This is a genomic window from Azospirillum sp. A1-3 (assembly GCF_023806445.1).
In the GTDB taxonomy this organism is placed as follows: domain Bacteria; phylum Pseudomonadota; class Alphaproteobacteria; order Azospirillales; family Azospirillaceae; genus Azospirillum.
Window position 1 is genome coordinate 310,001 of record NZ_JAMSLU010000005.1, and the last position, 23,163, is coordinate 333,163.

At 67.0% G+C, this 23,163-nt stretch carries 17 protein-coding genes and 2 rRNA genes (1 of these 19 running past the window's edge); 6 read left to right on the forward strand and 13 right to left on the reverse strand.

The annotated features are described in order from the left end of the window. The 5 genes from M5E06_RS25985 to M5E06_RS26005 all read left to right on the forward strand — a co-directional run. A 23S ribosomal RNA gene (locus M5E06_RS25985) occupies positions 1-840 on the forward strand; it begins 1,905 nt to the left of the window's first position. Between the two features lie 144 nt (positions 841-984). Further along, a 5S ribosomal RNA gene (rrf, locus tag M5E06_RS25990) occupies positions 985-1,100 on the forward strand. A gap of 464 nt (positions 1,101-1,564) precedes the next feature. Continuing rightward, positions 1,565-3,406, forward strand: a complete 1,842-nt coding sequence (gene menD, locus M5E06_RS25995) for a 2-succinyl-5-enolpyruvyl-6-hydroxy-3-cyclohexene-1-carboxylic-acid synthase (protein WP_252140688.1) — start codon at positions 1,565-1,567, stop codon at positions 3,404-3,406. Between the two features lie 18 nt (positions 3,407-3,424). Next, positions 3,425-4,672, forward strand: coding sequence for an MFS transporter (locus M5E06_RS26000; protein ID WP_252140689.1), 1,248 nt, complete (start codon positions 3,425-3,427; stop codon positions 4,670-4,672). 55 nt (positions 4,673-4,727) lie between these two features. Next, entirely contained in the window at positions 4,728-5,234 is a 507-nt protein-coding gene (locus M5E06_RS26005) for a cupin domain-containing protein (protein ID WP_252140690.1), read from the forward strand. 133 nt (positions 5,235-5,367) lie between these two features. Here M5E06_RS26005 and M5E06_RS26010 read toward each other — a convergent pair whose 3' ends face one another. The 4 genes from M5E06_RS26010 to M5E06_RS26025 all read right to left on the reverse strand — a co-directional run bounded on the left by M5E06_RS26010 (position 5,368) and on the right by M5E06_RS26025 (position 13,094). Next, entirely contained in the window at positions 5,368-7,380 is a 2,013-nt protein-coding gene (locus tag M5E06_RS26010) for a methyl-accepting chemotaxis protein (RefSeq protein ID WP_252140691.1), read from the reverse strand. A gap of 129 nt (positions 7,381-7,509) precedes the next feature. Continuing rightward, entirely contained in the window at positions 7,510-8,484 is a 975-nt protein-coding gene (locus tag M5E06_RS26015; protein ID WP_252140692.1) for a TRAP transporter substrate-binding protein, read from the reverse strand. A gap of 496 nt (positions 8,485-8,980) precedes the next feature. Next, the gene (locus M5E06_RS26020; RefSeq protein ID WP_502802010.1) at positions 8,981-11,503 is read right to left on the reverse strand and encodes a YbcC family protein; all 2,523 of its coding nucleotides are present in this window, start codon (positions 11,501-11,503) and stop codon (positions 8,981-8,983) included. Between the two features lie 19 nt (positions 11,504-11,522). Then, the gene (locus M5E06_RS26025; protein WP_252140693.1) at positions 11,523-13,094 is read right to left on the reverse strand and encodes a proton-conducting transporter transmembrane domain-containing protein; all 1,572 of its coding nucleotides are present in this window, start codon (positions 13,092-13,094) and stop codon (positions 11,523-11,525) included. A 107-nt stretch (positions 13,095-13,201) separates the two neighbouring features. On the opposite strand from M5E06_RS26025, the gene M5E06_RS26030 reads away from it, so the two are divergent. Continuing rightward, on the forward strand, positions 13,202-14,095 hold the full coding sequence (locus M5E06_RS26030) for a LysR family transcriptional regulator (RefSeq protein WP_252140694.1): 894 nt from the start codon (positions 13,202-13,204) through the stop codon (positions 14,093-14,095). On the opposite strand, the gene M5E06_RS26035 is transcribed toward M5E06_RS26030, so the two are convergent. The 9 genes from M5E06_RS26035 to M5E06_RS26075 form a co-directional block, all read right to left on the reverse strand. After that, entirely contained in the window at positions 14,092-15,801 is a 1,710-nt protein-coding gene (locus tag M5E06_RS26035; protein WP_286208982.1) for an AMP-binding protein, read from the reverse strand. The two genes, M5E06_RS26030 and M5E06_RS26035, sit on opposite strands and share 4 nt — an antisense overlap. 102 nt (positions 15,802-15,903) lie before the next feature. After that, positions 15,904-16,512, reverse strand: coding sequence for a gamma carbonic anhydrase family protein (locus tag M5E06_RS26040; protein ID WP_252140695.1), 609 nt, complete (start codon positions 16,510-16,512; stop codon positions 15,904-15,906). A 42-nt stretch (positions 16,513-16,554) separates the two neighbouring features. After that, entirely contained in the window at positions 16,555-17,778 is a 1,224-nt protein-coding gene (locus M5E06_RS26045; protein ID WP_252140696.1) for a CaiB/BaiF CoA transferase family protein, read from the reverse strand. Further along, positions 17,771-18,715 (reverse strand): hydroxymethylglutaryl-CoA lyase, encoded by a 945-nt coding sequence (locus M5E06_RS26050; protein WP_252140697.1) that lies wholly within the window; start codon positions 18,713-18,715, stop codon positions 17,771-17,773. Before M5E06_RS26050 ends, M5E06_RS26045 begins: the two co-directional genes overlap by 8 nt. A 99-nt stretch (positions 18,716-18,814) precedes the next feature. Further along, a complete protein-coding gene (locus M5E06_RS26055) occupies positions 18,815-20,098 on the reverse strand; it encodes a TRAP transporter large permease (RefSeq protein ID WP_252140698.1) in 1,284 nt (427 codons plus the stop codon). Further along, on the reverse strand, positions 20,098-20,673 hold the full coding sequence (locus M5E06_RS26060) for a TRAP transporter small permease (RefSeq protein ID WP_252140699.1): 576 nt from the start codon (positions 20,671-20,673) through the stop codon (positions 20,098-20,100). The genes M5E06_RS26055 and M5E06_RS26060 overlap by 1 nt, the downstream gene beginning before the upstream one ends. Before the next feature lie 14 nt (positions 20,674-20,687). Beyond that, the gene (locus M5E06_RS26065; RefSeq protein WP_252140700.1) at positions 20,688-21,713 is read right to left on the reverse strand and encodes a TRAP transporter substrate-binding protein; all 1,026 of its coding nucleotides are present in this window, start codon (positions 21,711-21,713) and stop codon (positions 20,688-20,690) included. 173 nt (positions 21,714-21,886) lie between these two features. Further along, positions 21,887-22,831 (reverse strand): LysR substrate-binding domain-containing protein, encoded by a 945-nt coding sequence (locus M5E06_RS26070; protein WP_252140701.1) that lies wholly within the window; start codon positions 22,829-22,831, stop codon positions 21,887-21,889. Positions 22,832-22,922: 91 nt separating this feature from the next. Next, positions 22,923-23,144, reverse strand: coding sequence for a hypothetical protein (locus tag M5E06_RS26075; RefSeq protein ID WP_252140702.1), 222 nt, complete (start codon positions 23,142-23,144; stop codon positions 22,923-22,925). Between the last annotated feature and the right edge of the window lie 19 nt (positions 23,145-23,163).

Consider the following 23,163-nt stretch of genomic DNA (forward strand, 5'->3'; position numbering starts at 1 on the left):
GGTCAGACGGAAAGACCCCGTGCACCTTTACTACAGCTTTGCAGTGGTGCTAGGGACTTCATGTGTAGGATAGGTGGGAGGCTTGGAAGCATGGGCGCCAGCTCGTGTGGAGCCATCCTTGAAATACCACCCTTGAAGTCTCTGGCATCTAACCGTGGCCCGTTACCCGGGTCCGGGACCCTGCATGGCGGGTAGTTTGACTGGGGCGGTCGCCTCCCAAAGTGTAACGGAGGCGCGCGATGGTGGGCTCAGAGCGGTCGGAAATCGCTCGTCGAGTGCAATGGCATAAGCCCGCCTGACTGCAAGACTGACAAGTCGAGCAGAGACGAAAGTCGGCCATAGTGATCCGGTGGCTCCACGTGGACGGGCCATCGCTCAACGGATAAAAGGTACGCCGGGGATAACAGGCTGATGACTCCCAAGAGTCCATATCGACGGAGTCGTTTGGCACCTCGATGTCGGCTCATCACATCCTGGGGCTGGAGCAGGTCCCAAGGGTTCGGCTGTTCGCCGATTAAAGTGGTACGTGAGCTGGGTTTAGAACGTCGTGAGACAGTTCGGTCCCTATCTGCCGTGGGTGTCGGAGTTTTGCGAGGATCTGTCCCTAGTACGAGAGGACCGGGATGGACATACCTCTGGTGCACCGGTTGTCACGCCAGTGGCATGGCCGGGTAGCTAAGTATGGACGGGATAACCGCTGAAAGCATCTAAGCGGGAAACCCACCTCTAAACCAGAGCTCCCTTGAGAGCCGTGACAGACCATCACGTCGATAGGAGGCATGTGGACGGGCAGCAATGCTCGAAGCTAAGCCTTACTAATCGCTCGATCGGCTTGATCTCACCCCACACAACCGCGCCATGCGCAGCAGCAAGCCTGCTTGGAAAGGCCCTGCTTGACGCAACACCGCCAGTTCGATACTCCTCCCTCACTTGCACTGAACAAGCACATGCTTCGGATAAAGCGTCGGTCTTGAGCCTTGGTGACCTGGTGGTCATGGCGAGGTGTCAAACACCCGATCCCATCCCGAACTCGGCCGTGAAAAGCCTCCGCGCCAATGGTACTGCGTCTTAAGACGTGGGAGAGTAGGTCGCCGCCAGGTCACCAAGCCTCAAGAGACGCAAATCCAAAGCATAAGCTTGCATCTTCATCACTTCAGAAACGCCCCGGTTCACACGAGCCGGGGCGTTTCGACTTTTTCCGGCCCGATCGGCTCCGGGCATTGGCCGTCGGACTGCCGCATCCTCTTCGGTCCAAGGCCATCGAGAAGCGCCATCGAGAGGGTCGTCCTGCTTTTGCGTGCATATGCCGGTGACAACACCCGGTAATTATCTGCAAACCATAATAATGTTGTTGAAAATTGTCACCTTGTACGAATATCTCATTGAAATTGCATTAGTGCCAGATATTCGCTTATCATGGGGCGCGTAATTCTTATGACGTTCTCCTGCGTTTATGATGGGGGCTTAGGTGAGCAAAGAAGTTGAACTTACTGATCATATTGCCACCAATGCCCCGTTGCAGGCAACGCAAGGAAGCGCGTCGGCTCCGCCGGCCGCCGCTCCGGTGGAAGTCGACAACACGACCTTCCGCGGAATCGTATCCGGAGATGCCGAGCTGAACTTCACTTGGTCCGCTTTCCTGATCGATTCCCTGGTGGAGGTCGGCTGCACGCATGCGGTGATGTGTCCGGGCGCGCAGATGGCGCCGCTGGCGCTCGCCTGCCGCGCCAATCCCAAGCTGAAGGTGTCGGTCGTCATCGACGAGCGGTCGGCCGGCTTCTTCGCGCTCGGCCTGTCGAGCGTGACGCAGAAGCCGACCATTCTGATCTGCACGTCGGGCTCCGCGGTGGGGCAGTTCTATCCCGCCGTGATGGAGGCGAATTACGGAATGATTCCGCTGATCGTCATCACCGCCGACCGTGCCCCGGAGAATCAGGACCGGAGTTCCGCACAGGCGATCGACCAGATCCGCGCCTTCGGCCAGCATGTGCGGGCGTCCCACAACATCCAGCTTCCCGATGCCAGCATCGATTCGCTCTCGCCGCTGGTTTCCCGCATCTATGAGCAGGCGACGGGCGCAACCCCTGGCCCGGTGCATGTGAACCAAGCGTTCCGCGACCCGCTGGTGGCAAAGCTCCGCAACAAACGCCCCGTTCCCACGCCGCCGGTGGTCTCCAACCCCGTCCTGACGGTCAATGCGGACCACGCCCAGCGGTTGGCCGAGTCCCTGGCCGGACGCCGCGGCGTGATCGTCTGCGGCGCCAGCGAGATCGACGAGCCGGGTTTCCCCGCCGCCATCTACGAGTTGTCGCGCCAACTCGGCGCTCCGATCATCGCCGATCCTTTCAGCAACCTGCGTTTCGGTGCGCCAAGCGACGTTCCGGTGATCGCGCGCGCCGATTCCTTCCTGAGGGCGACGCGATTCACCGAAACCCACAAGCCGGAGTGGGTGATCAATTTCGGCGGACCGCCGATTTCGAAGCCGGTGTTGACCTATCTGCAGACCACCAACTGCACCGAGTATATCGGCGTCGATCCGACCAACAAATGGCAAGACCCGATCCTGCGCATGACCGAGATCGTGCGCGCCAGCCCCGAATCGCTGTGCAATGCGCTGGTGGCGTCGGGCGCTCTGCGTGCCGCTCCGGCGTCCTGGGCGCAATCCTTCGCCGCCTGTGACGCCTACATTGACGGCCTGTCGCGCAGCGCCTTCGACACGATCTTCTGGGAGGCGCCGATCCTGCGGCGGATGGTTCAGGCGACGCCTGAAGGAGCCGTGTTCTTCTGCGGCAATTCCATGGCAGTGCGCGACGCCGACAGCTTCTCCGGCCGGACCGATGCCCGGTTGCGTCTGTTCGCCAACCGCGGCGTGAACGGCATCGACGGCTCCATCGGCACGCTGATCGGCGTCGCGGCGGCGCAGCGCCCGAAGAAGACCCTGTCGGTCATCGGCGACATGGCCTTCTCGCACGATGTCGGCAGCCTGCAGCTTGCCGGCGACCTGGACATCGTGCTGGTCGTTCTGAACAACGGCGGCGGCGCCATCTTCGAATATCTGCCGACCGCAAAGACGCCGGAAGTCATGGACTTCATCTCGCCGCCGACGCTCAACATCGGGCTCGCGGCGCAGGCTTCCGGCTGGCGGACTTGGCGGGCCGGCGATCTCACGCAGTTCAACGGCGCGTTGGAGGAGGCGATGGCGGCCCGCGGTCCCTGCCTGATCGAGGCGGTCATCGACCGCAAGGAGAGCGTGCGCCAGCACAAGCTGTTCTGGGGCGCCGCCGACGGCATCAACGCCATCATCCGACTGCGCGGACCGGAGGGCATGACCATCACCTTCGGCGTTCCGCAGATCACCGATTCCGACAAGTCCGCGGTCGAGTTCGATCCGAACATCACCGACTGACGGCGCGGCATCGATCCCATGGACGGCCATCGAACCGAGACGGCGCGCGAGGCGGAGGACGACCGGTCCGGGACCGCGCCCTCCTCCTCTCCGCTGCCCATCTTGCCGCGGGAGCGGGCGGCGATCTTCCTTCTGGGCTTCGCGGCGTTCCTGCCGCTCTATGCCCCGCAATCGGTCCTGCCACAGCTGGCCCGCAGTTTCCAGGCCAGCCCGGCGGAAACCGGGGCGGTGATCGGGGCGACGACGCTGGCCGTCGCGCTGTCGGCGCCGCTGGCCGGGCCGCTGACAGACCGGTTCGGGCGCAAGCGCTCGATGCTGGCGGCCATCGCCATCCTGGTCCCGCTGACGCTTCTGCTGACGCTGTGCGGCAGCCTGAACGAACTGCTGGCCGTCCGCTTCAGCCAGGGCATCGTGCTGCCGGCCCTGTTCACCGGTGCCGTCGCCTATATCGGCACCCGCTGGGAAGGCACCCGCGGCGCGTCGGTGACCGGCATGTTCGTCACCGGATCGGCCATCGGCGGCTTCGCCGGGCGCTTCGTCTCCGGACTGGTCGCCGACATCGCCGGCTGGCAGAGCGGGTTCGCCGCCCTGGCCGCGGTTTCGGCACTCTGCGCGGTCTTCGTCGCGCTCTGGCTGACGCCGGACCGCGGCCGCAGGACCGGGTCGATCCTGGGCAATTTCCGCGGCATGCGGGAGCATCTTCGGGATGGCCGGATTCGCGCGGTGAGCCTGTGCGGCGGCACCGTCCTGTTTTCGATGACCGGATGCCTGTCCTATCTGGGATTCCATCTGGCGGAGCCGCCTTTCGAACTGACGGCGGCGGGGATCGGCCTCGTTTTCCTGGTCTATCCGCTCAGTGCGACCGCCCCGCTGGTCAACAGCCTGCTGTTGCGTCTGCTGGGAACCGGCAACGCCTATCGTGTCGCCTTCGGCGTCTGCGCGGTGGGGCAGTTGCTGCTCCTGCTGCCCGATCTGACGGCGGTCGTCGCCGGAACCGGAATCTTCCTGGGCGGCGTGTTCCTGTGCCAGTCGTTGGCGCTCGGCTATGTCGGCCGGGTGGCGACGACGAACAAGGGGGCCGCTGCCGGGCTCTATGTTTGCTGCTTCTATCTTGGCGGCAGCCTTGGCGCCATCGTGCCCGGCCTTTTGTGGAAAACCGCCGGGTGGCCCGGATGCGTGGCCCTGGTCCTTGCCGCACTCGCAACCGGTGCGCTCATTTCCCTGGCGATGCGCGAGCAGAGTCGCCGCGCCGCGGAGCCGGTCTGAGTTTCCAAACCGGGAGCGCCCTTTCACCCTTCCCCCCATGGATGAGAAGAGCGCCATGATCCAATTCGCGAAACATCGGCGGACCGTCGCCGAAGCCGTCACGCGCCGTCGCCTGCGTGCGGGCGCTACCCTGCTCGCCGCCGGTCTGCTGGCGGGAACGCCGGCCCTGGCCGACACCGCAGCCAATGGGGCGGCCAATGGGGCGGCCAAGCCGCTGGTGGCGCGGTCCACGGTCCTGCTGCAGACCACGACGCACGCCAACGGGGTTCCGATCGTCTACCCGACCGGCAAGCCGCAGGTCACGGTGCGGGTCACGGAAATACCGCCGGGCGTCGACACCGGCGTCCACAACCACCCGATCCCGCTGATCACCTACATCCTGGCCGGCGAGCTGACCATCCGGGAAGTGACCGGCGCCGCCTATGTGTACAAGAAAGGTGACGCCTTCGTGGAGTCGGCGGAATTCCACCACGGGGTCAACGAGGGCAAGGAGCTGGTCCGGCTGCTCGCCGTCTATGCCGGTGAGGTCGGGGCGCCGCTGTCGATCAAACCGCCTCATTGACGCCATCGGCCGCCCACGATCCCCGACCTGCCGGGATCGTGGGTGGTCGCGGCAAAAAAGAAGGCGCCGGAGCGGGATGTCCCAGCTCCGGCGCCTCGCCGTTCGAGGGCTTTCCGGTCGGCGGTCGGCCGGATCAGGCGACCCGGATGCGGTCGGTGAAGGAGTTGACCTCCTCCTTCAGCAGCGAGGTCTGGTGGCTCAGCGTGCCCGAGCTTTCCAGCAGCATCTCGGCGGAGCTGCCGGCGTCGGTCGCCTTGTGCAGCACATGAGTGATGGAGCTGGCGACTTCCGTGGTGCCCAGCGCCGCCTGACGGAGATTGTCGCTGATTTCCGTCGTCGCCTGGAACTGCTGCTGCACCGCCCCCGAGATGCTCATGGCGATGCTGTCCATGCGGTCGATGGTTTCGCCGATCCGCTTGATCGCGTTCACCGCGCTGAAGCTGGTCGACTGGATGGCGTTGATCTGGATGCTGATCTCGCCGGTCGCGACGGTTGTCTGGTTGGCGAGCGCCTTCACCTCGTTGGCTACCACGGCGAAGCCCTTGCCGAACTCGCCCGCGCGGGCGGCTTCGATCGTCGCGTTCAGCGCCAGCAGGTTGGTCTGCTTCGCGATGTTCTCGATCATGTGGACGACGTCGCCGATGCGGCCGGCCGCGTCGGCCAGCGCAGAGACGACTTCGTTGGTCTTGCGCGCCTCGTTGACCGCGTCGCGGGCGATCTCGGTGGATTGGGAGGCCTGACCGCTGATGGCGGCGACGGAATGGGACAGTTCCTCCACCGCTTCCGACACCATCTTGACGTTGATGCTCGCCTCTTCGGTGGCGGAGGCGCCCTGGGTGGCCAGCTCGACGGTCTGTTCGGCGACGCTGGCGAACAGGCGGGCGTTGGTCTCCACCACCTCGGCCTCGCGGATGACGTGCTGGACCACGTCCATGACCGTGCTTTCGAAGTTTTCGGCCAGACTGTTCATGGCCTCGCGCTTCTCAGCCTCGTTGCGCAGCCGCTGCTCCTCCTGGGCGTTGCGCAGCCGCTCCATGTGGATGGCGTTTTCCTTGAAGACCTGGACCGCGCGGGCCATGTCGCCCACCTCGTCCCGGTTTTCGAGGGCCGGGATTTCGATCGAGGTGTCGCCCTTGGCCAGAACGCTCATGGCCGTCGTCATGCGGCGGATCGGGCCGACGATCGATCTGGCGATCAGCAGCGCGAAGACGATGCCGGCGAGCACCGCGATGACGGGCGTGATGACGGCCTGGCGCCAGCTGGCGTCGAGCGCGTCGGCGGCCCGCGCCTGCGTCTGCGTCTGCGTGTCGGAAAAGGCGGTGACGATGCTGCGGACGATCTGCTGCAGTTCGGACAGGATGTCGCGGATCCGGGCCTGCGATCCTATCAGCGTCTGGCTGCCGCCGATCGCGTCCTCCAACCCCTTGGTGAAGGTGACGAGCTGCGGCTCCATGGACGCGAGGAAGCGCAGCAGGCGCTTGTTAGTGATGACGGTCTTGGCTTCCTGGATCGATTCGCGCAGGCGCGTCAGCTCGCCCTTGGTGGCGTCGGCATCGTTGGGATCGAAGGTGGTGAAATAGCGGGCGGCGGCCATGCGGGTGGCCTGCAGCGCCTGTTGCAGGCGCAGCGTGGCTTGAAGCCCCGGCGCCTCGCCGATGTTCTGCGTGCCTTCCACCAGGGCGACGGCGGTGGTGTTCAGCTGGGCGCCGACCAGGAAGGACTGGCCCACCCCGTCGCGGCGGCGGGTGACGGCGGCGACGGTCTCGTCGAAGGCGGCGCGGTAGCTGGCTGCGGCCTTCTGCAGGGCGCCGATGCTCGCGCGGTCGACCGTCAGGTCCGTGCCGGTGTCGGTTTCGGCGATCGCCTTCACGAAGACATCCACCTCCTTGCGCGCACTGAGGAGGTCGGTCTCGGATTGCGAGGCGATGTAGTTCAGGACCGCGCGGTCCATGTGCTCGCTGATCTCGACCAGGCGAGCCGTGCTCATGGCGTCGTGACCGACGGCGATGACCCCCTCCAGCTCGCCGCGGATGGTGTCGACGTTGTTCACAAACTGAACGCCCAGGAACACGATCAGGGCGATCGAGGCCATGAAGCCTGCGTAGATTTTCTGCGAGATCTTCATGTGCGAGGCCAAACGAAACATGCGGACACCCGTTGTGAAAAACGTCGCTTGGACGGCGGCGCGGGATCGCGTCAGGAGGGCGGGGAAGGGCCGAGGGGCGGAATGTCCGGGCCCGCCGGCCTCCCCGCTGGTGTCGACGAACTTGAACGGTTACTTGGCGTTCTTGATCGCCATGATCTTTTCCATCGTGAACTGCTTGGCCGCCTCCTGATAGAACGGCTCAAGGGCCTTTTCGAAGGCCGCACGATCGAAGTCGGTGGTGATGGTGATCGGCGACGCCTTGAGGACCTTCATCCCCTCGCGGTCGCGACTGCGCACATATTCACGCGACGCCTTGCCGCCGGCGCGGGCCGCTTCGACGAAGGCGGTCTTCATCTCGGGCGACAGGTCGTCGAAGAATTCCTTGTTGATCAGGATGACGGCCGGCGAATAGGTGTGGTTGCTGATCGTGATGTTGTTCTGCACCTCGTACAGCTTCGAGCCGACGATCGTGGTGACCGGGTTTTCCTGGCCTTCGGCCTGACCGCTCTTCAAAGCGGGATAGAGCTGCGCGAAGGGCATGCTGAAGGGTTCGGCCCCCAGCGTCAGGAAGGCCTTCTTGAAGAGATCGCTTTCGGCGATGCGCATCTTCAGGCCCTTCATATCGGCCGGGGTCTTGATCGGGCGGACCGAATTGGTGAGCTGGCGGAAGCCGTTCTCCGCCCAGGCAAGGGCGACCGTGTTGGTGTCCTTGAAGGAGTCGAGGAGCGAGGTGCCGATGGGGCCGTCCAGGACCAGATCGGCGTGCGCCTCGTCACGGAACAGCAGCATCAGGTCGAGGATGCCGACATTCGGATTGAACTGCGCCAGCGCGCCGCCCGACGACGACAGCACCATGTCGATGGTGCCGAGCTTCACGGCCTCCAGCATGGCCGGGCCGGAGCCCAGTTCGCTGGCCGGATGTTCCTCGATCACATACTTGTTGTTCGTACGGCGCTGGATTTCCTCGTTCATCACCCGAACGGCTTCGCTGAACTGCGAACCCTTCGGCAGCACATGGCCGATCCGAAGCTTTTCCTGCGCCTGCGCGCCGGCCGTTGCCATCAGCAGGGCCGCGCCGATCACCAAACCCCAAAATGCTCTCATAACGAACCTCCGTGCGTGAACCGCTGAACCTGCACTAGAATTGCAGCACCTATACCGTTTGGTGGTTGCAAAAGTAGAAAGCTGATGCTTTCAGGTCAAACCTATTTTAGCAATCCAGCGTACTGAAACCCTTTACGCGAGAGCGATGAACAATTCATTACCGCAGGATCGGCCTTGCATTCTGGAGTATGCGTCCAAAAGTCGCATAAATACTCCGATACGAGCCGCATATCGGAGTATTTGAAATCTCGCCTGTCTTCAAAGATGCCGCCAGTGTCCGCGGCGACGGAGGAGGTTCCGAGCGGAACGGGGGATGTGCAACCCGAAAGGAGGGCGTCCGGCCCGTAATTCCACTGTGGACTCCGCATCCAAGCTGTCCCTGCGGGGTCGGCCGGACCCAATGCGGCATGTCGGCCGCCCCATGACAGCGGACGGCCTCAGCCCCTTCGCGACGCAGCGCAAGCACGCGGTCGGATAGCCAAGGGGATGTGCCGGCTCAGCCGGCCGCCCGCAACAACTGCTTGCGGTGCTCCGGCTGGGGCTCCTCCTGCGCCGGGGAGGCGTGGAGGTCGGCCCATTGCAGGGACCGGAGGTAGCGGCTCGCCATGCGGCCCTGTTCGTTCAGGCGGAACAGGTGGAGCCAGCCGTTGTCGAACAGCGCGCGCAGGTCGGGATGGCGGGACAGCACCCCGTCGATCGCCTCCTGCGGCGCCTCCACCACCACCGAAAGCCGCAGCGGCTCGTGCATGTAACGCTCGCCGTCATGGACCGACTGCCAGGGCAGGCCGACGCGCAGGAGCCCGCCGTTGCCCTCGACCACGCCGATGCCGCCGGTGACGTTGTGCAGCAGCTTGTTGCCGGCGCCGAACATGGTCGGTGCGACGGTGGAGCCGTAATATTGCAGGCTGATCCAGCTCGCCACCACCACCGGCGCGGTCAGGATCAGCTCCAGCACCCGGAAGCCGTCGTCCTGCCGCCAGTCATAGCTGTGCAGGAAGCTGCGGCCCCGCAGGTCGCGGCCGGCGGTGCGGCCGCGCGGCGCGGCGATGAAGGCGCTGCAGCCGGCGAGACCCCATTCCGGCCGGACCTCCGCCCAGTCGCGGCTGCGCCCGGCGACGTCGTCGGCACCATTGGCCCGCGGCAGGCGCAGTGCCCGCTCGCCCCTGGCGATGGCCCCGGCGGCGGCGAACCAGCCGCGCACCCGCTGCAGGTCGGCGGCGTGGGGTGCCGAGGGATGGTCGGCGTCGTAGAGCGTCACTGTATCGGTGGTGGTGTCATGCAGCGCGCCCACGAACAGCGTGTCGTCCGGGATGACGATGCCCTGTCCGGCCAGCGCGGTCCGCACCTCCGGATCGTTGAGCAGGCCGGCGAGCAGGCGGGCGTTCGCGTCCCCCGAATAGCCGCCGCAGGCGCCGCATTGCAGGGCGCTGGCGTGCGGGTTGTTGACGGTGGTGGCGCCATGGCCGGCGAACAGGACGATCCGGGCGAAGCCGTCGGTCAGCGACATCGCCCGCAGGATGGTCACCGCCATGCCGGCGCGCTGGTCCACCGGCAGCGCGGGGTCGAGGCGCGGCGCCGGGTCGTGGGGCGCCTTGGCGTCGCCGAATGAGAAGGAGTCGCGCAGCAGCTTGCCGGCATAGACCGGCCCCATCGCTTCGACGAAGGCGAAGGACGAGACGGCGGCGAGCTTGAACCGGCCCCAGGCGCGTTTCGCCCTGGCGGTCAACCGGGCCTTGGCATCGTCGGACAGGTGCTCGTGTCCATGGTTATGCCCGTGTTCGTGGTGATGGCCGCAGTCGGTGGTCCGTGAGGTGGCGGCGGGGGTCAGCAGCACCGGGCACCGCGCCTCGTCCACGTCGGAGGCATGGCGCCGGTGCGACAGGGCGAGGCCGAAGAAGCCGGCGAAGCCGATGGTTTCGATCCCCGGCCCGGTCGATTCCAGGGCGCGCCGGAACAGCTCCGACCGCACGTCGATGCAGAAGGCGGCCTGGAGGGTCGGGCGGCCGGGGGACGGATCGGCCGCCCGCTCTTGCGCGAATGTCCCGGCCAGCGTCCGCTGGGCGGCGCGGTCGGCGGCGTCCTGCAGGATGGCGTCGACGATCTGGTCCGCCGTGGGCGCCACCGGCTCGGCATGGGCGGCGCAGACGGCACGCCAGCGCTCGGCGATCTGCTGTTCATGGCGGTCGTGGAGCGCCTGTTCCCAGACCAGCCGGATCGCCAGGAAATCGGTCAGCGTCGTGTCATGGCCGCCGGCGAGTTCCGCCTGCCACAGCCGGTAGCGGGCGAACTGCGCCCACCCGCCGAGGCTGGCGAGAAGCTGGTGGAAGTAGGTCTCGCAGGCGGCGATGGGAATGCCGAGCCGGGCGACGGCGGCGGCAAGCGCCTGCCCGGCGGTTTCCGGACCCTCGGCGACCTGCGTGGCGAAGCCGGTGAGGCCGAGGATCTCCGGCGTCAGGTCGTGGGTGGCGACGGCGCGCCAGGCGGCATAGGCGGACTTGCCCTGCGGTGCCGCCCACAGCGCTTGGCCCACGTCGAAATAGCCGGCGGCCCAGCCGCCGAACCGCTCGGCGATCAGACCCGGCCAGTCGGTGCCGGAGGCTTCGGCCGCAAGCTCGGCGACGCTCGGCAGCGCCTTCGGCGGCGGGGCGGCGGTTGCGGCGGCGGCCTTGAGGGCGGCCGGCGAGGCCGGGCGCATGGCATGCGGGGAGGCCGACAGCGCGTCGGCGAGGTCCTCGTCGGTGATGGCGCCGGACGCGATCCGCTCCAGATACCAGGAGCGCGGCATGGTCACGGCGATACCGGCGACCCGGCCGAGCCGGGCGGCGGTCTGGGCGAGGCTCTCGCCGCTCTGTCCCAGGAAGGGGTTGACGGCGACGCTGGAGGCGAGCGGCCAGACCGGCGGGATCGCACGCACGGCGGCGTTGGCGACGGCGGCAAGGGCGGGGCTGCGGGCCGCGGCAGCGTCGATGGGCTGGGCGGCCGGCTGCATGGTCGACTGGGCGGATGACTGGGCGGTCATGAGGTTCGTCCTTCCGGGATCAGGAAATCTTGCGCACGGACCAGCCGCCGAGCAGCCGATCGAAGACGGCGTTGACATAGAGGCCGTTGGACAGGTGGACCCGCAGCCCGGCGGCGGCCGGGTGGTAGGCCCACAGCGGGAACATCGACTGGGCGACGGCGACGAGGCCGAAGCTGACCACCACCAGAACCATCAGCGCCCATTCCAGCGGGCCGGGGGCCGGCGTGTGCGGCAACGGACCGGTCAGCGCCCATTCGGCGATGCTCTGCAGTGCGAAATAGGCGGTGGAGGCGGCGACGGCGTAGAGCGCGGTGCGCCGGGTCAGGAAGGCCGGAGCGGTGCCGGCCAACCCCTGCGCCAGCAGATAGGCGACGCCGAAGATCAGGATGGCGCCCAGCGCCACCGCCTGCGGCGGTTTGGCGGCAAAGCCGAACAGCGCGCCGAACAGAAGGTAGAAGGCGGCGTAGATCGCCAGTGCGGCGAGGAAGGCGCGGCCGACGGCGGCGCCGTTGGGGACCGCCACCGGGCCGGGACGCCGGATCGCCGCCACCCCCTCCACCGCCCCGCCGGCGCCCAGGAAGGCGTGCGCCTTGTAGAACGAGTGCGCCACGATGTGCAGCAGGGCGAGCGGGAACAGCGCCAGCCCGCATTGCAGGACCATGAAGCCCATCTGCGCCACGGTGGACCAGGCGAGCGAGGTCTTGACCGACGGCTGGGTCAGCATCACCAGACCGCCGAACAGGGCGGTGAAGCCGCCGACGATCACCAGAACCGACAGCACGCCGGGCGCCAGCAGCATCAGGTCGGCGAAGCGGATCAGCAGGAAACCGCCGCCGTTGATGACGCCGGCATGCAGCAGGGCCGACACCGGCGTCGGCGTCTCCATCACTTCGGTCACCCAGCCGTGGGTCGGAAACTGCGCCGACTTCAGCAGGGCGGCCAGCGCGATCAGGCCGGCGGCCCAGACCGTCCCCGCCCCACCTTGGCCGGCGCGGGCCATCCCGGCGATGGTGGCGATATCGGCGGTGCCGTAACCGGCGGCGAGCAGGACCGCCGCGCCGATCAGGGCGGCGTCGCCGATCCGCGCGGTGATCGCCTTCTTGCGCGCCGCCCGCCGGGCGGTGGGCCGGTTCGGGTAGAACAGCAGAAGCCGGTGCAGGAACAGGCTGGTGGCGATCCAGGCCAGGACGAAATGGGCGAGGTTGCCGGCCTGCACCAGCAGCAGGACCGAGGCCAGCGTGGCACACAGCCAGCCGGTGAAGGCGCCCTGCCGGTCCTCGCCATCCAGGTAGGTGGCGGTGAAGCGGACGACGATCCAGCCGACGAAGGAGACCAGGGTCAGCATCGTCACACTCACCGCGTCGAGCCGCACCGACAGGCCGACCCCCCAGGCGCCGAGCAGCGGGCTGGTGCCGGCGCCGGTCATGGCGAGCAGGCCGGCCGACAGCAGGGCGACGACGAAGGCGGCCAGCGCCGCGGCCTCCGCCAGTCGCGGGACGGAGCCGGGGCGTCGGCCAGGATTGCGGAACCCGGCTATTGCGGCCAGCAGGAGGGCTATGGGGCTGAGGAGCGGCAGGAGGTGAATGGACAAAGCGGTCTCTCCGGAACAGCGTGAGGAGCCTGTCCCTTCGATCTAGCAGCGCCACCGTTTCGAAAAAAATTCATTGTTCTCGGGATATCGTTCGGTAAAATCGAACGATGCGCGAGCTGAACTACCACCACCTCTTCTATTTCCAGGCGGTCGCCCATGACGGGAACCTGACGCGCACCGCGGCGCGGCTGAACCTGACCCAGTCGGCGCTGTCGGTGCAAATCCGCAAGCTGGAGGAACGGCTGGGCCATGCGCTGTTCGAGCGTGAGGGCCGGCAACTCCGCCTGACCGAGGCGGGGCGGATCGCGCTCGACCATGCCGATTCGATCTTCGCGCTGGGCGAGGAACTGGTGGGGACGCTGAAGGAAAGCGGCCGGAGCCGGCGGGCCCTGCGGGTGGGGGCGCAGGCGACGCTGTCGCGGAATTTCCAGATCGGCTTCCTGCGCCCGATCCTGGGGCAGGAGGATGTCGACGTCATCCTGCGCTCGGGCAGCCAGGCCGAACTGCTGCAGGCGCTGGAGGCGCTGAACCTGGATGTGGTGCTGATGAACCGGGCGCCGGCCGGCGACGCGGCATCGCCGTTCGTCGCCCACCGGCTGGCCGAACAGCCGGTCACTCTGGTGGGAACGCCGCACCGGGTCGCCGGCGGCGGCACCATCGCGGAGCTGCTGACCGGGCATCCGGTGATCCTGCCGACCTCCGACAGCAACGTGCGGATCGCTTTCGACGCGCTGGCCGACCGGATCGGCATCCGCCCGCAGATCGCCGCCGAGGTCGACGACATGGCGATGATGCGCCTGCTCGCCCGCGAGGATGTCGGGTTGGCCGTGCTGCCGCCCATCGTGGTGAAGGACGAGCTGGCATCCGGCCGGCTGCACGCCGCCGACGTGCTGCCGGACATCACCGAGACCTTCTATGCCGTCACCGTGCGGCGGCGCTTTCCCAACGCGCTGCTGCGCGCGCTGCTCAGCGCCGAGCCGCTTCAGCCGGCAAGCGGTTAGGCAGTCCGGTCCTGGGTCAGGTTCAGTTCCTCGATCATGGTCTGGCGCATGACGAACTTCTGGATCTTGCCGGTCACCGTCATCGGGAAATCTTCGACGAAGCGGATGTATTTGGGGATCTTGTAGTGGGCGATGGCGCCCTGGCAGAAGGCGGTCACCTGCTGTTCGGTCAGCGCCACCCCCGGCTTCGGCCGGATCCAGGCGCAGAGCTGTTCGCCATACTGCTGGTCGGGGACGCCGAACACCTGCACGTCGGCGATGTCGGGGTGGGTGTAGAGGAATTCCTCCACCTCGCGCGGGTAGATGTTCTCGCCGCCGCGGATCACCATGTCCTTCAGCCGGCCGACGATGTTGCAGTAGCCCTCCGCATCGATGGTGGCGAGGTCGCCGGTGTGCATCCAGCCGGCCTCGTCGATCGCTCGCGCCGTCTGCTCCGCGTCGCCCCAATAGCCGCGCATCACCGAATAGCCGCGGGTCAGCAGCTCGCCCGGCGTTCCCGGCGGGACGATGCGGCCCTCGGCATCGACGATCTTCACCTCCAGATGCGGCTGGATGCGCCCGACGGTGGAGACGCGCCGTTCCAGCGGATCGTCGGTGGAGCTTTGGAAGCTGACCGGGCTGGTCTCGGTCATGCCGTAGGCGATGGTGATCTCGCGCTGGTTCATTTCGGAGACCACGCGCTTCATCACCTCGATCGGGCAGGGCGAGCCGGCCATGATGCCGGTGCGCAGGCTCGACAGGTCGTATTTGGCGAAGTCGGGGTGGTCGAGCAGGGCGATGAACATGGTCGGCACGCCGTGCAGGCCGGTGCAGCGCTCCTCCTGCACCGCGGTCAGCACGGCGACCGGGTCGAAGCCTTCGCCCGGGATCACCATGCAGGCGCGGTGGGTGACGCAGGCGAGGTTGCCCAGAACCATGCCGAAGCAGTGATAGAAGGGCACCGGGATGCACAGCTTGTCCTGTTCGGTCAGGCGCATCGCCTCGCCGACGGAGAAGCCGTTGTTGAGGATGTTGTGGTGGGTCAGCGTGGCGCCCTTCGGGCTGCCGGTGGTGCCGCTGGTGAACTGGATGTTCACGGGATCGTCGAATTGCAGAATGGAGGTCAGCCGCCCCAGCTCCGCCACGTCGGCCGGGCGGGCCAGCGCCGGCAGATCGTCGAAGTTCAGCATGCCCGGCGTCTTCTCCGTCCCCATCCGGATCAGGTGGCGCAGGGTCGGCAGCCGTTGCAGCGACAGCGGACCGGCGGAGGTCGCCTGCTCCAGTTCCGGGGCCAGCTTGGCCATCATGCCGAGATAGTCGCTGGACTTGAAGGACGGCGCCAGGATCAGGGCGGCGCAGCCGACCTTGTTGATGGCGTATTCCAGCTCGTGCAGGCGGTAGGCCGGGTTGATGTTGACCAGGATCAGGCCGGCCTTGGCGGTGGCGAACTGGGTCACCACCCATTCGGAGTTGTTCTGCGACCAGATGCCGATGCGCTCGCCCGGCTTCAGCCCCAGCCCGACCAGCCCCGCCGCCACCTGATCGACCCGGCGCTTGAACTCCGCATAGGTCCAGCGGACATTCTGGTGACGGACGATCAGGGCCGGCCGGTCGGGGGACAGAGAGGCCATGCGGTCGAGATGGGCGCCGATGGTCTCGCCCAACAGCGGGGTGCGGCTCGCCCCGTGAACATAGCTCTGGGTCAGCGGCTGGGTGTCGGTATGCAAGGTTGCGCTCCTCCGGAATTCGTTCTTGTGCGCAGCAGTTGGGGTGGCTGCGCATTCCGGTACTGAACCCATACTGACCCGTATTGTCGATACCCTTCTCGGTTAAATCTCCGCGCCGAGATCGAGTTGCCCGCGGCTCGATGCCGCACGTGCGAGGCCGGCATAGTGGCGGACGTCGAAGGCGATGAACTCCACCTCCGCATCGGTGACGTCGCGCAGATGCTTGGCCGGGCTGCCGGCCCACAACTGGCGGGCGGGGACGCGCTTGCGCGGGGTCAGCACCGCACCGGCGGCGAGCATGGCGCCGCTTTCCACCACCGCCCCGTCCAGCACGATGGAGCCGATGCCGATCAGGCAGCCGTCCTCCAGCGTGCAGCCATGCATCCGCACGCCATGGCCGATCACCACGTCGGCGCCGATGATGGTGGGATAGTCGTTCAACATGACGTGGATGATGGTGCCGTCCTGGATGTTGGTGCGCGGCCCCACCGTGATGCTGTGGTCGTCGCCGCGCAGGACGCAGCCGTACCAGACGCTGGCCTCCGCCCCGATGGTGACGTCGCCGACCACCACCGCGCCGGGGGCGATATAGGCGTCGGCGGCGATGCGCGGCCACACGCCGCGGACGGGCTGGATGATGGCGCCGGGATGGCGTGCGAGCAGGGCCTCTCCCGTTTCGAACTTCGCTTCGGTTGCGCTCTCGGTGGTCATTCGTTTTTGTCCTTGTTGGGTCCTGCCGCGCTTTTGCGCCGGTCAGGAGGCGAGCCGTTCCGTCTCCTTCTCGGTCTTCGGAACGGCGACCACCCCGGCGGCGAGCAGCCGGTCGATCTCGTCCGGAGTGTAGCCCAGTTCGGCCAGCAGCGTCGCGCTCTGCGCACCCACCGGCGGCAGCGCCATGCGCGGTTCCAGCCGGCGGCCGTCCAGCGTCAGCGGCAGCAGCGGGACACGGGTCTCCCCGCCGGTTTCGGTGGTGATGGGCGCGAGGCCGCCGCTCTGGTTCAGGTGGGGGTCGTCGAACAGCTCCTCCGGCCGGTTGATCGGGGCGTAGGGCAGGCCGTTGCGCTCGAACAGATCGGCGATTTCGGCCTTGCTGTAGGCGGCCAGCCGGCGGCGGATTTCCGGCAGCATCCAGTCGCGGGCTTCGCAGCGTTTGGTGTTGCCGTCCAGCCTGGGGTCGGCCAGCAGATCGTCGAAACCGAAGGCGGTGCAGAAGGTCCGCCATTGCACGTCGCTGACCGCACCCAGGAAGATCTGCTCGCCGTCCTTCACCTCGAAGGTGTCGTAGATGCTGAAGGCGGCGATGCGCTCCGGGAAGGGGGGCGGCGCCTCGCCGGTGACGGCGAACTGCTGCATGTGCTGGGCCGACAGCAGGACGCAGGTCTCGTACAGGCCGGACTGGATGTCCTGGCCGCGGCCGGTGGCCTCGCGGGTGCGCAGCGCCGCCATGATGCCGATCACGCCGAACATGCCGCCCATGATGTCGTTGACCGAACTGCCGGCGCGCAGCGGCCGGCCGGTCGGGCCGGTCATGTAGGCCAGCCCGGCCATCATCTGCACCACCTCGTCCAGCGCCGTGCGCTTTTCATAGGGGCCGGGCAGGAAGCCCTTCAGCGACAGGTTGATGATGCGCGGGTTGCGCGCGGCAAGGCTGGCATAGTCGAGTCCATATTTCGCCATCAGGCCGGGGCGGAAATTCTCCAGCACCACGTCGGCGGTGTCGACCAGCCTGTGGACGGCGGCCAGCCCGTCGGGGCTGTTCAGGTCGACGGCCAGCGACTGCTTGTTGCGGTTGAAGGTGCGGAAGAAGCCGGCGGCGGCCCCCGGCAGGGCGCGGGTCTTGTCGCCGGTCACCGGTTCCACCTTGATGACGTCGGCGCCGAGATCGCCCAGGATCATGCCGCAGGTCGGCCCCATCACCATGTGGGAGAATTCGACCACGCGGATGCCGGCCAGGGGAAGGTTGGTGGCGTCAGGCATGGACGGGGCTCCGGTTAAAATGCTTCGGCAGGCCGGCGGCGGCGATCTTGCCGTGCAGCGTCTGGCCGGGAAGTAGGGTGGCGAGCAGGCGTTGCGCCTCGATCAGGGCGTCCAGGTCGACGCCGGTGTCGAAGCCCATCGACTCCAGCATGAAGGCCAGATCCTCGGTGGCGACGTTGCCGCTGGCGCCGGGGGCGTGCGGGCAGCCGCCCAGCCCGCCGAGCGAGGCGTCGAACTCGCGGATGCCGATGTCCAGCACGGCAAGACAGTTGGCGAGGCCGAGGCCGCGGGTATCGTGGAAATGGGCGCTCTGCAGCCGGTCGCCGGCGATGTCCTTCACCCGCTTGTAGAGACGGCGGACCTGTGCCGGGTCGGCGTAACCGACGGTGTCGGCCAGCGCCACGCGGTCGGCGCCGGCTTCCAGGCAGGACTCTGCAAGGCGGACCACGTCGTCCTCCGGAACCTCGCCCTGGATGGTGCAGCCGAAGGCGGTGGAGATGCCGGCGTCGATGCGGGTCTTGTGGCCGCCTTCCCGAATGCCTTCGTCACGGGCGCGGCAGACGCGGGCCAACTCCTCCACCGACTCCTCGCGGGTCTTGCGGATGTTGGCGCGGCTGTGCGCCTCGCTGGCCGACAGCGGCAGGACAATGACGTCGGAGCCGGCCGCGAGCGCCGCCGTGGCGCCCTTCAGATTGGGGGCCAGCGTGTGGACGATGATGCCGGGCAGCTTGCGGGCGCCGGCCACCACCTCGGCGGCGTCAGCCATTTGGGGCAGCAGCTTCGGCGGGACGAAGGAGGCGGCCTCGAAGCGGCGGATGCCGGCGCGGTGTTCCGCCTCCAGCCAGCGCAGCTTGTCAGCGGTCGGCATGACGCGGTCGAGGATCTGGAGCCCGTCGCGCAGGCCGACCTCGACGATGGTCACCGGGGATTTCGTCATGGCAAGAATCCTCCGTTCGGATGCGCCGGGGAACGGGCGCATCCGGTGGAAACGGGAAGAGGAAAGGTCTAAGGGGCGGTCAGATGCCGAAGCCGGCGATCACGTTCCGAAGCCGGCGGCTTGCGGCAGCCACAGCGACAGGGACGGGACCAGCCAGATGATGAAGAGGCCGGCCATCATCAGCAGGACATAGGGCAGGGCGCCGCGCGTCACCTCGGCCAGGGAGGAGCTGGTGATGCCCTTGATGACGAACAGGTTCATGCCGACCGGCGGGGTGATCAGCGCCAGTTCCAGGTTGACCATCAGCATCACGCCGTACCAGATCGGGTTGATGCCCAGCGCCGTCATCACCGGCAGGATGATCGGGGTGGTAATCAGGATGATGGCAATGGTTTCTAGGAACATGCCGAGAATGAAGATCGCCAGCATCACCGCCAGGATGAAGCCGCTCTGCGACAGGCCCAGCGTCGCCACCGTCTCCATGATCTGGGCCGGCAGGCGGATGATGGTGATGGCGTGGCCGAACATCCCGGCGGCGGCGATGATCATGAACAGCATGGCGCTGGTCCGCATGGTCTGCACGCCGCAATCCAGCAGGTCGGCGAAGGACACATTGCGGTAGACCAGCAGGGCCACCGCCAGGGCATAGACCGCGCCGACCGCCGCGGCCTCGCCGGGCGTGAAGACGCCGAGATAGATGCCGCCGAGGATCAGCGGCGGCATCATCACCGCCCAGATCGACTTGCGGAAGGCGGCGACGACGGTGCCGAAGCCGGGCCAGGGCTGCGCCTGCACACTGTCCTGCCGCTTGGCCTGCAGCCAGCTGTAGCCGGCGAACAGCACCGCCATCAGCAGGCCCGGAATGATGCCGGCGAGGAACAGGGCGCCGATCGAGGCGTCGGTGACGATGGCGTAGAGGATCATCGGCCCCGAGGGTGGGATCAGGATGCCCAGCGTGCCGCCGGCGGCGATCAGCCCGTAGGTGTCGCGCTGGCGGTAACCGAAGCGCTTCATCTGCGGGATGGAGATCGAGCCGATGGTCAGCGCCGTCGCCACCGACGAGCCGGAAATGGTCGAGAAGATGGTGCAGGACAGGATGGTGGCGAAGCTGAGCCCGCCCTTGATATGCCCGACCAGCGTGTTCGACATCTCATAGAGGTCGTCCACCACCTTGGCCTTGATCATGATGTGCGCCATGAAGGCGAACATCGGGATGGTGGCGAGCAGTGGGTTGTTCAGGCTGGAGAACACCGCGTCGGCCATGCTGTCGATGCTGCCCTCGAACAGGGCCAGCACGCCGAGCGAGGTGAGGGAGAGCGCGGCGAAGATCGGCATGCCGCTGAACAGCAGGAGCAGCAGCAGGCCCAGGATCAGGAACGTCATCAGTGGCCTCCGCTCTGTTCGTCGGTGCCGTCACCCGCAAGTGCGGAGAGCAGCTTGGCGAAGGCGACGATCCCCAGCAGGCCGGCGCCGATGGGAAGCGTGGCCTGCGGGATCCACAGCGGCAGCTCCAGCTGGCCCGGCGAGAAGGCGTCGAAGTCGTAGGAGAACATCACCGTTTCCCAGCCGGTGCGGGCCAGCAGCACGGCGAAGACCAGCACCGCCAGATTGGCCCAGGCGTCCAGCCAGCGCCGGCCGCGCGAACCGACCAAACCCATGATCAGGTCGATGCGGATATGGTGGCCGGTGCGCAGCGCCTCCGCCGCGCCGGCCATCACCATGGCGACGACCATGAAGCCGCAGGCCTCGTCGACACCTTCCAGCGGCTGGCCCAGGACATAGCGGGTGAAGACCCCCGCGGTGGTCAGGGCCAGCACGACGACGATCAGCAGGACGCTCAGCGCACCGCCGATACGCGACAGGACCGATGCGGTGCCGGTCAGCAGGCGGAGCGCGGTGCTGGGCGCGCCCTTTTCGCGTGCGGGCGTGACGGTGTCGGGGGTGGACATGCTGCTCATGGCCGGTCCCCTCTTCACTGGAGCTTGTTGACGAGTTCCAGCAGCTTGCGGCCGTCGGCGCCGGTCTCGTCGGCGAAGCCTTCGGCGAAGGCGGGCGCCATGGCGGCCTTGAAGGCGGCATTCTCCTCAGGGGTCGCGATGTGGACCTTGACGCCCTTCGATTCCAGCTCCGCCGGGGCGTTGGCCGCGGCCTCCTGCGAGGCTTCGATTGCCCAGATGGCGGCGTCCTCGCCGGCCTTCTTCAGCGCGGCCTTGTTCTTGTCGGACAGCTTGTTGTACCAGCCGGGATTGACGTAGCCGTGCAGATAGGCGGCCAGCACCGGCACCACCGTCATGTGGTCCTGCACTTCATAATATTTGCGCGACCATGCGGCGGCGACGTCGGTGATGGCGGCGTCGATGACGCCGGTCGCCAGCGCCTGATAGACCTCGCTGCCGGGGATCGCCACCGGGGTGGCGCCCATCGCCTTCAGACCGCGGTCGAAGGCCGGGCCGAGGCCGCGCATCTTCAGGCCTTGGAAATCTTCCGGCTTAAGCAGCGGCTTGCCCTTGGAGGTGAAGACGCTGGTGTTGGTCTGGAACATCCAGACGATGTTCTTCACGCCCTTCTTCAGCAGGCGTTCCTCAAGGAAGGCCGCCGCTTCGGATGTCGGCCACTTCTTCCACGCCTCGATGGAGGACATGGTGTAGGGGCCGACCGTGACGTTCATCAGCGGCAGGGTCTTGCCCCACTGGAAATTCAGCGAGAAGGCGCATTCGATGTCGCCCTTGGCGACGGCCAGGATGTTCTCGTTGGCCTTGATCAGGCTGTCGGAGCCGAACACCTGGACATCGAGATCGCCGTCCGACAGCGTCTTCACCTCCGCCGCCCAGCGCTCGACGACCTTGGAGATGTGGTGGGCCGGCGGCAGCTGATGGCTGCAGCGCATCCGCGTCGCGGCCTCGGCATCCGTCGGCAGCGCCAGCAGAGCCGTGGCGGACGCGGTGGCGAGCAGCGCCAGCATGGTCTTGAAACGGGTGGACGTCTTTGTGGGCGTCATGTCCTGCACCTCCCTCCGGTGGTTCGTTGCGGCGGTTCAAGGGATTGAAGCGCCGGGCCCATTCAACTGCGGGCCTTCGGATTGTTCGTTCACGAAACAGAACAGCACGGGGAGGGAAGGTCGTAAAAGCATAAAGAAGAGAAGTGAGCTATCTGGTTTCCAGATATCTCGCTTCAGAGAAGGGCGTCGCGCGGCCGGCCGGGCCAGCGGCCGGTTGCATGCGCCTCGCGCACCACGTCGATCATCAGGCGCCGGGCCTCGACCACGGCGCGCGAGGCGGTCTTCATCCGCGAGGACACCAGATAGAGCGTGCGGCCCATCGACGGGTTCACCACCGGCCGCGCCACCAGCTCGCCGCAGGCGATCTCATCGCCGGCCAGCGCCGCCGACTGCACCGTCACGCCCAGCCCGGCGCTGACTGCGCGTTTCAGTGGGATGGCGGATTCGATTTCCAGATAGACCTTGGCGGCGATGGCGTTGCGCACCTGGGCATCGCTGGCCAGAGCCTGCAGAACGGCAGTGCGGCCGGGCATGATCAGCGGCAGGCGCAGCACCTCGGCCAGATCGATGGGGCCGCCGTCGCCGATCATGGCGCGGGTGCCGAGGCAGACCAACTCCTCGTCCAGCAGCGGCACGCCCTCCAGCCGGTCGTCGTTGGGCGGCACCAGGGTGAGGGCGAGGTCGGCCTGACCGGACAGCATCCACTGATGCATGATCTCGCTGTGCGCTTCGATCACGCGCAGCTTGACCTCGGTCAGGGTGGAGGCGACGCGGCGGATGAAGGGCAGGCCGATGGCCTCCATCGCCGTGTAGTTGAAGCCGACCATCACCGGCCCGACCACCGCCCGCGACAGCGACAAGACGTCCAGTTCCGCCTGTTCCAGCGCGTGCAGCACGCCGCGCGCATGGGCGAACAGCCGGTCGCCCGCCTCGGTCCGGCTGACGCCGCGCGGCTGACGCAGCAGGAGCTGGACACCCAAATCCCCCTCCAGCGTCGCCACATGCTGGCTGAGCGCCGATTGCGCGACGTTCAGGAACTCGCTGGCCTTGGAGAAGCTGCCGAGTTCGCAGACGGCGACGAAATAGCGGAGGCGGCGGAAGTCCAGCTTGATCGACATGCGGCTTTGTCCCACAGGCCCCGGTTCCGGACAAAGCGGAATATCGGCCGCAGACGGGACGGTGAAGGATAGCCGGCGAAGGACGATCAGGTCACATGCGCATCATGCGGAAGATGGCGATGAACATCACCACCACGCCCACTTCGGCCAGCGTCGCCAGCCAGGCCGGGTGGAAGACGATCCCCAGCGGCATGATGAGCAGCAGGATGAGCGCCGGGAACACGATGTAGGGGGACTCGAGCCGGCTGGAATTCGCCTGCGCCGTGGTGTCTTCGTCTGCCGGCAGCGCAGGCTGTGCCATTTGCATGGTCATGGGATCGGAACCCTTGTTG

Excerpts from the sequence above, each read along its gene's own strand:
- M5E06_RS26000 (WP_252140689.1), top strand. The coding sequence starts at position 3,425 with ATGGACGGCCATCGAACCGAGACGGCGCGCGAGGCGGAGGACGACCGG.
- M5E06_RS26005 (WP_252140690.1), top strand. The coding sequence starts at position 4,728 with ATGATCCAATTCGCGAAACATCGGCGGACCGTCGCCGAAGCCGTCACG.
- M5E06_RS26010 (WP_252140691.1), bottom strand. The coding sequence starts at position 7,380 with ATGTTTCGTTTGGCCTCGCACATGAAGATCTCGCAGAAAATCTACGCA.
- M5E06_RS26015 (WP_252140692.1), bottom strand. The coding sequence starts at position 8,484 with ATGAGAGCATTTTGGGGTTTGGTGATCGGCGCGGCCCTGCTGATGGCA.
- M5E06_RS26020 (WP_502802010.1), bottom strand. The coding sequence starts at position 11,503 with ATGACCGCCCAGTCATCCGCCCAGTCGACCATGCAGCCGGCCGCCCAG.
- M5E06_RS26030 (WP_252140694.1), top strand. The coding sequence starts at position 13,202 with ATGCGCGAGCTGAACTACCACCACCTCTTCTATTTCCAGGCGGTCGCC.
- M5E06_RS26040 (WP_252140695.1), bottom strand. The coding sequence starts at position 16,512 with ATGACCACCGAGAGCGCAACCGAAGCGAAGTTCGAAACGGGAGAGGCC.
- M5E06_RS26045 (WP_252140696.1), bottom strand. The coding sequence starts at position 17,778 with ATGCCTGACGCCACCAACCTTCCCCTGGCCGGCATCCGCGTGGTCGAA.
- M5E06_RS26050 (WP_252140697.1), bottom strand. The coding sequence starts at position 18,715 with ATGACGAAATCCCCGGTGACCATCGTCGAGGTCGGCCTGCGCGACGGG.
- M5E06_RS26055 (WP_252140698.1), bottom strand. The coding sequence starts at position 20,098 with ATGACGTTCCTGATCCTGGGCCTGCTGCTGCTCCTGCTGTTCAGCGGC.
- M5E06_RS26060 (WP_252140699.1), bottom strand. The coding sequence starts at position 20,673 with ATGAGCAGCATGTCCACCCCCGACACCGTCACGCCCGCACGCGAAAAG.
- M5E06_RS26065 (WP_252140700.1), bottom strand. The coding sequence starts at position 21,713 with ATGACGCCCACAAAGACGTCCACCCGTTTCAAGACCATGCTGGCGCTG.
- M5E06_RS26070 (WP_252140701.1), bottom strand. The coding sequence starts at position 22,831 with ATGTCGATCAAGCTGGACTTCCGCCGCCTCCGCTATTTCGTCGCCGTC.
- M5E06_RS26075 (WP_252140702.1), bottom strand. The coding sequence starts at position 23,144 with ATGACCATGCAAATGGCACAGCCTGCGCTGCCGGCAGACGAAGACACC.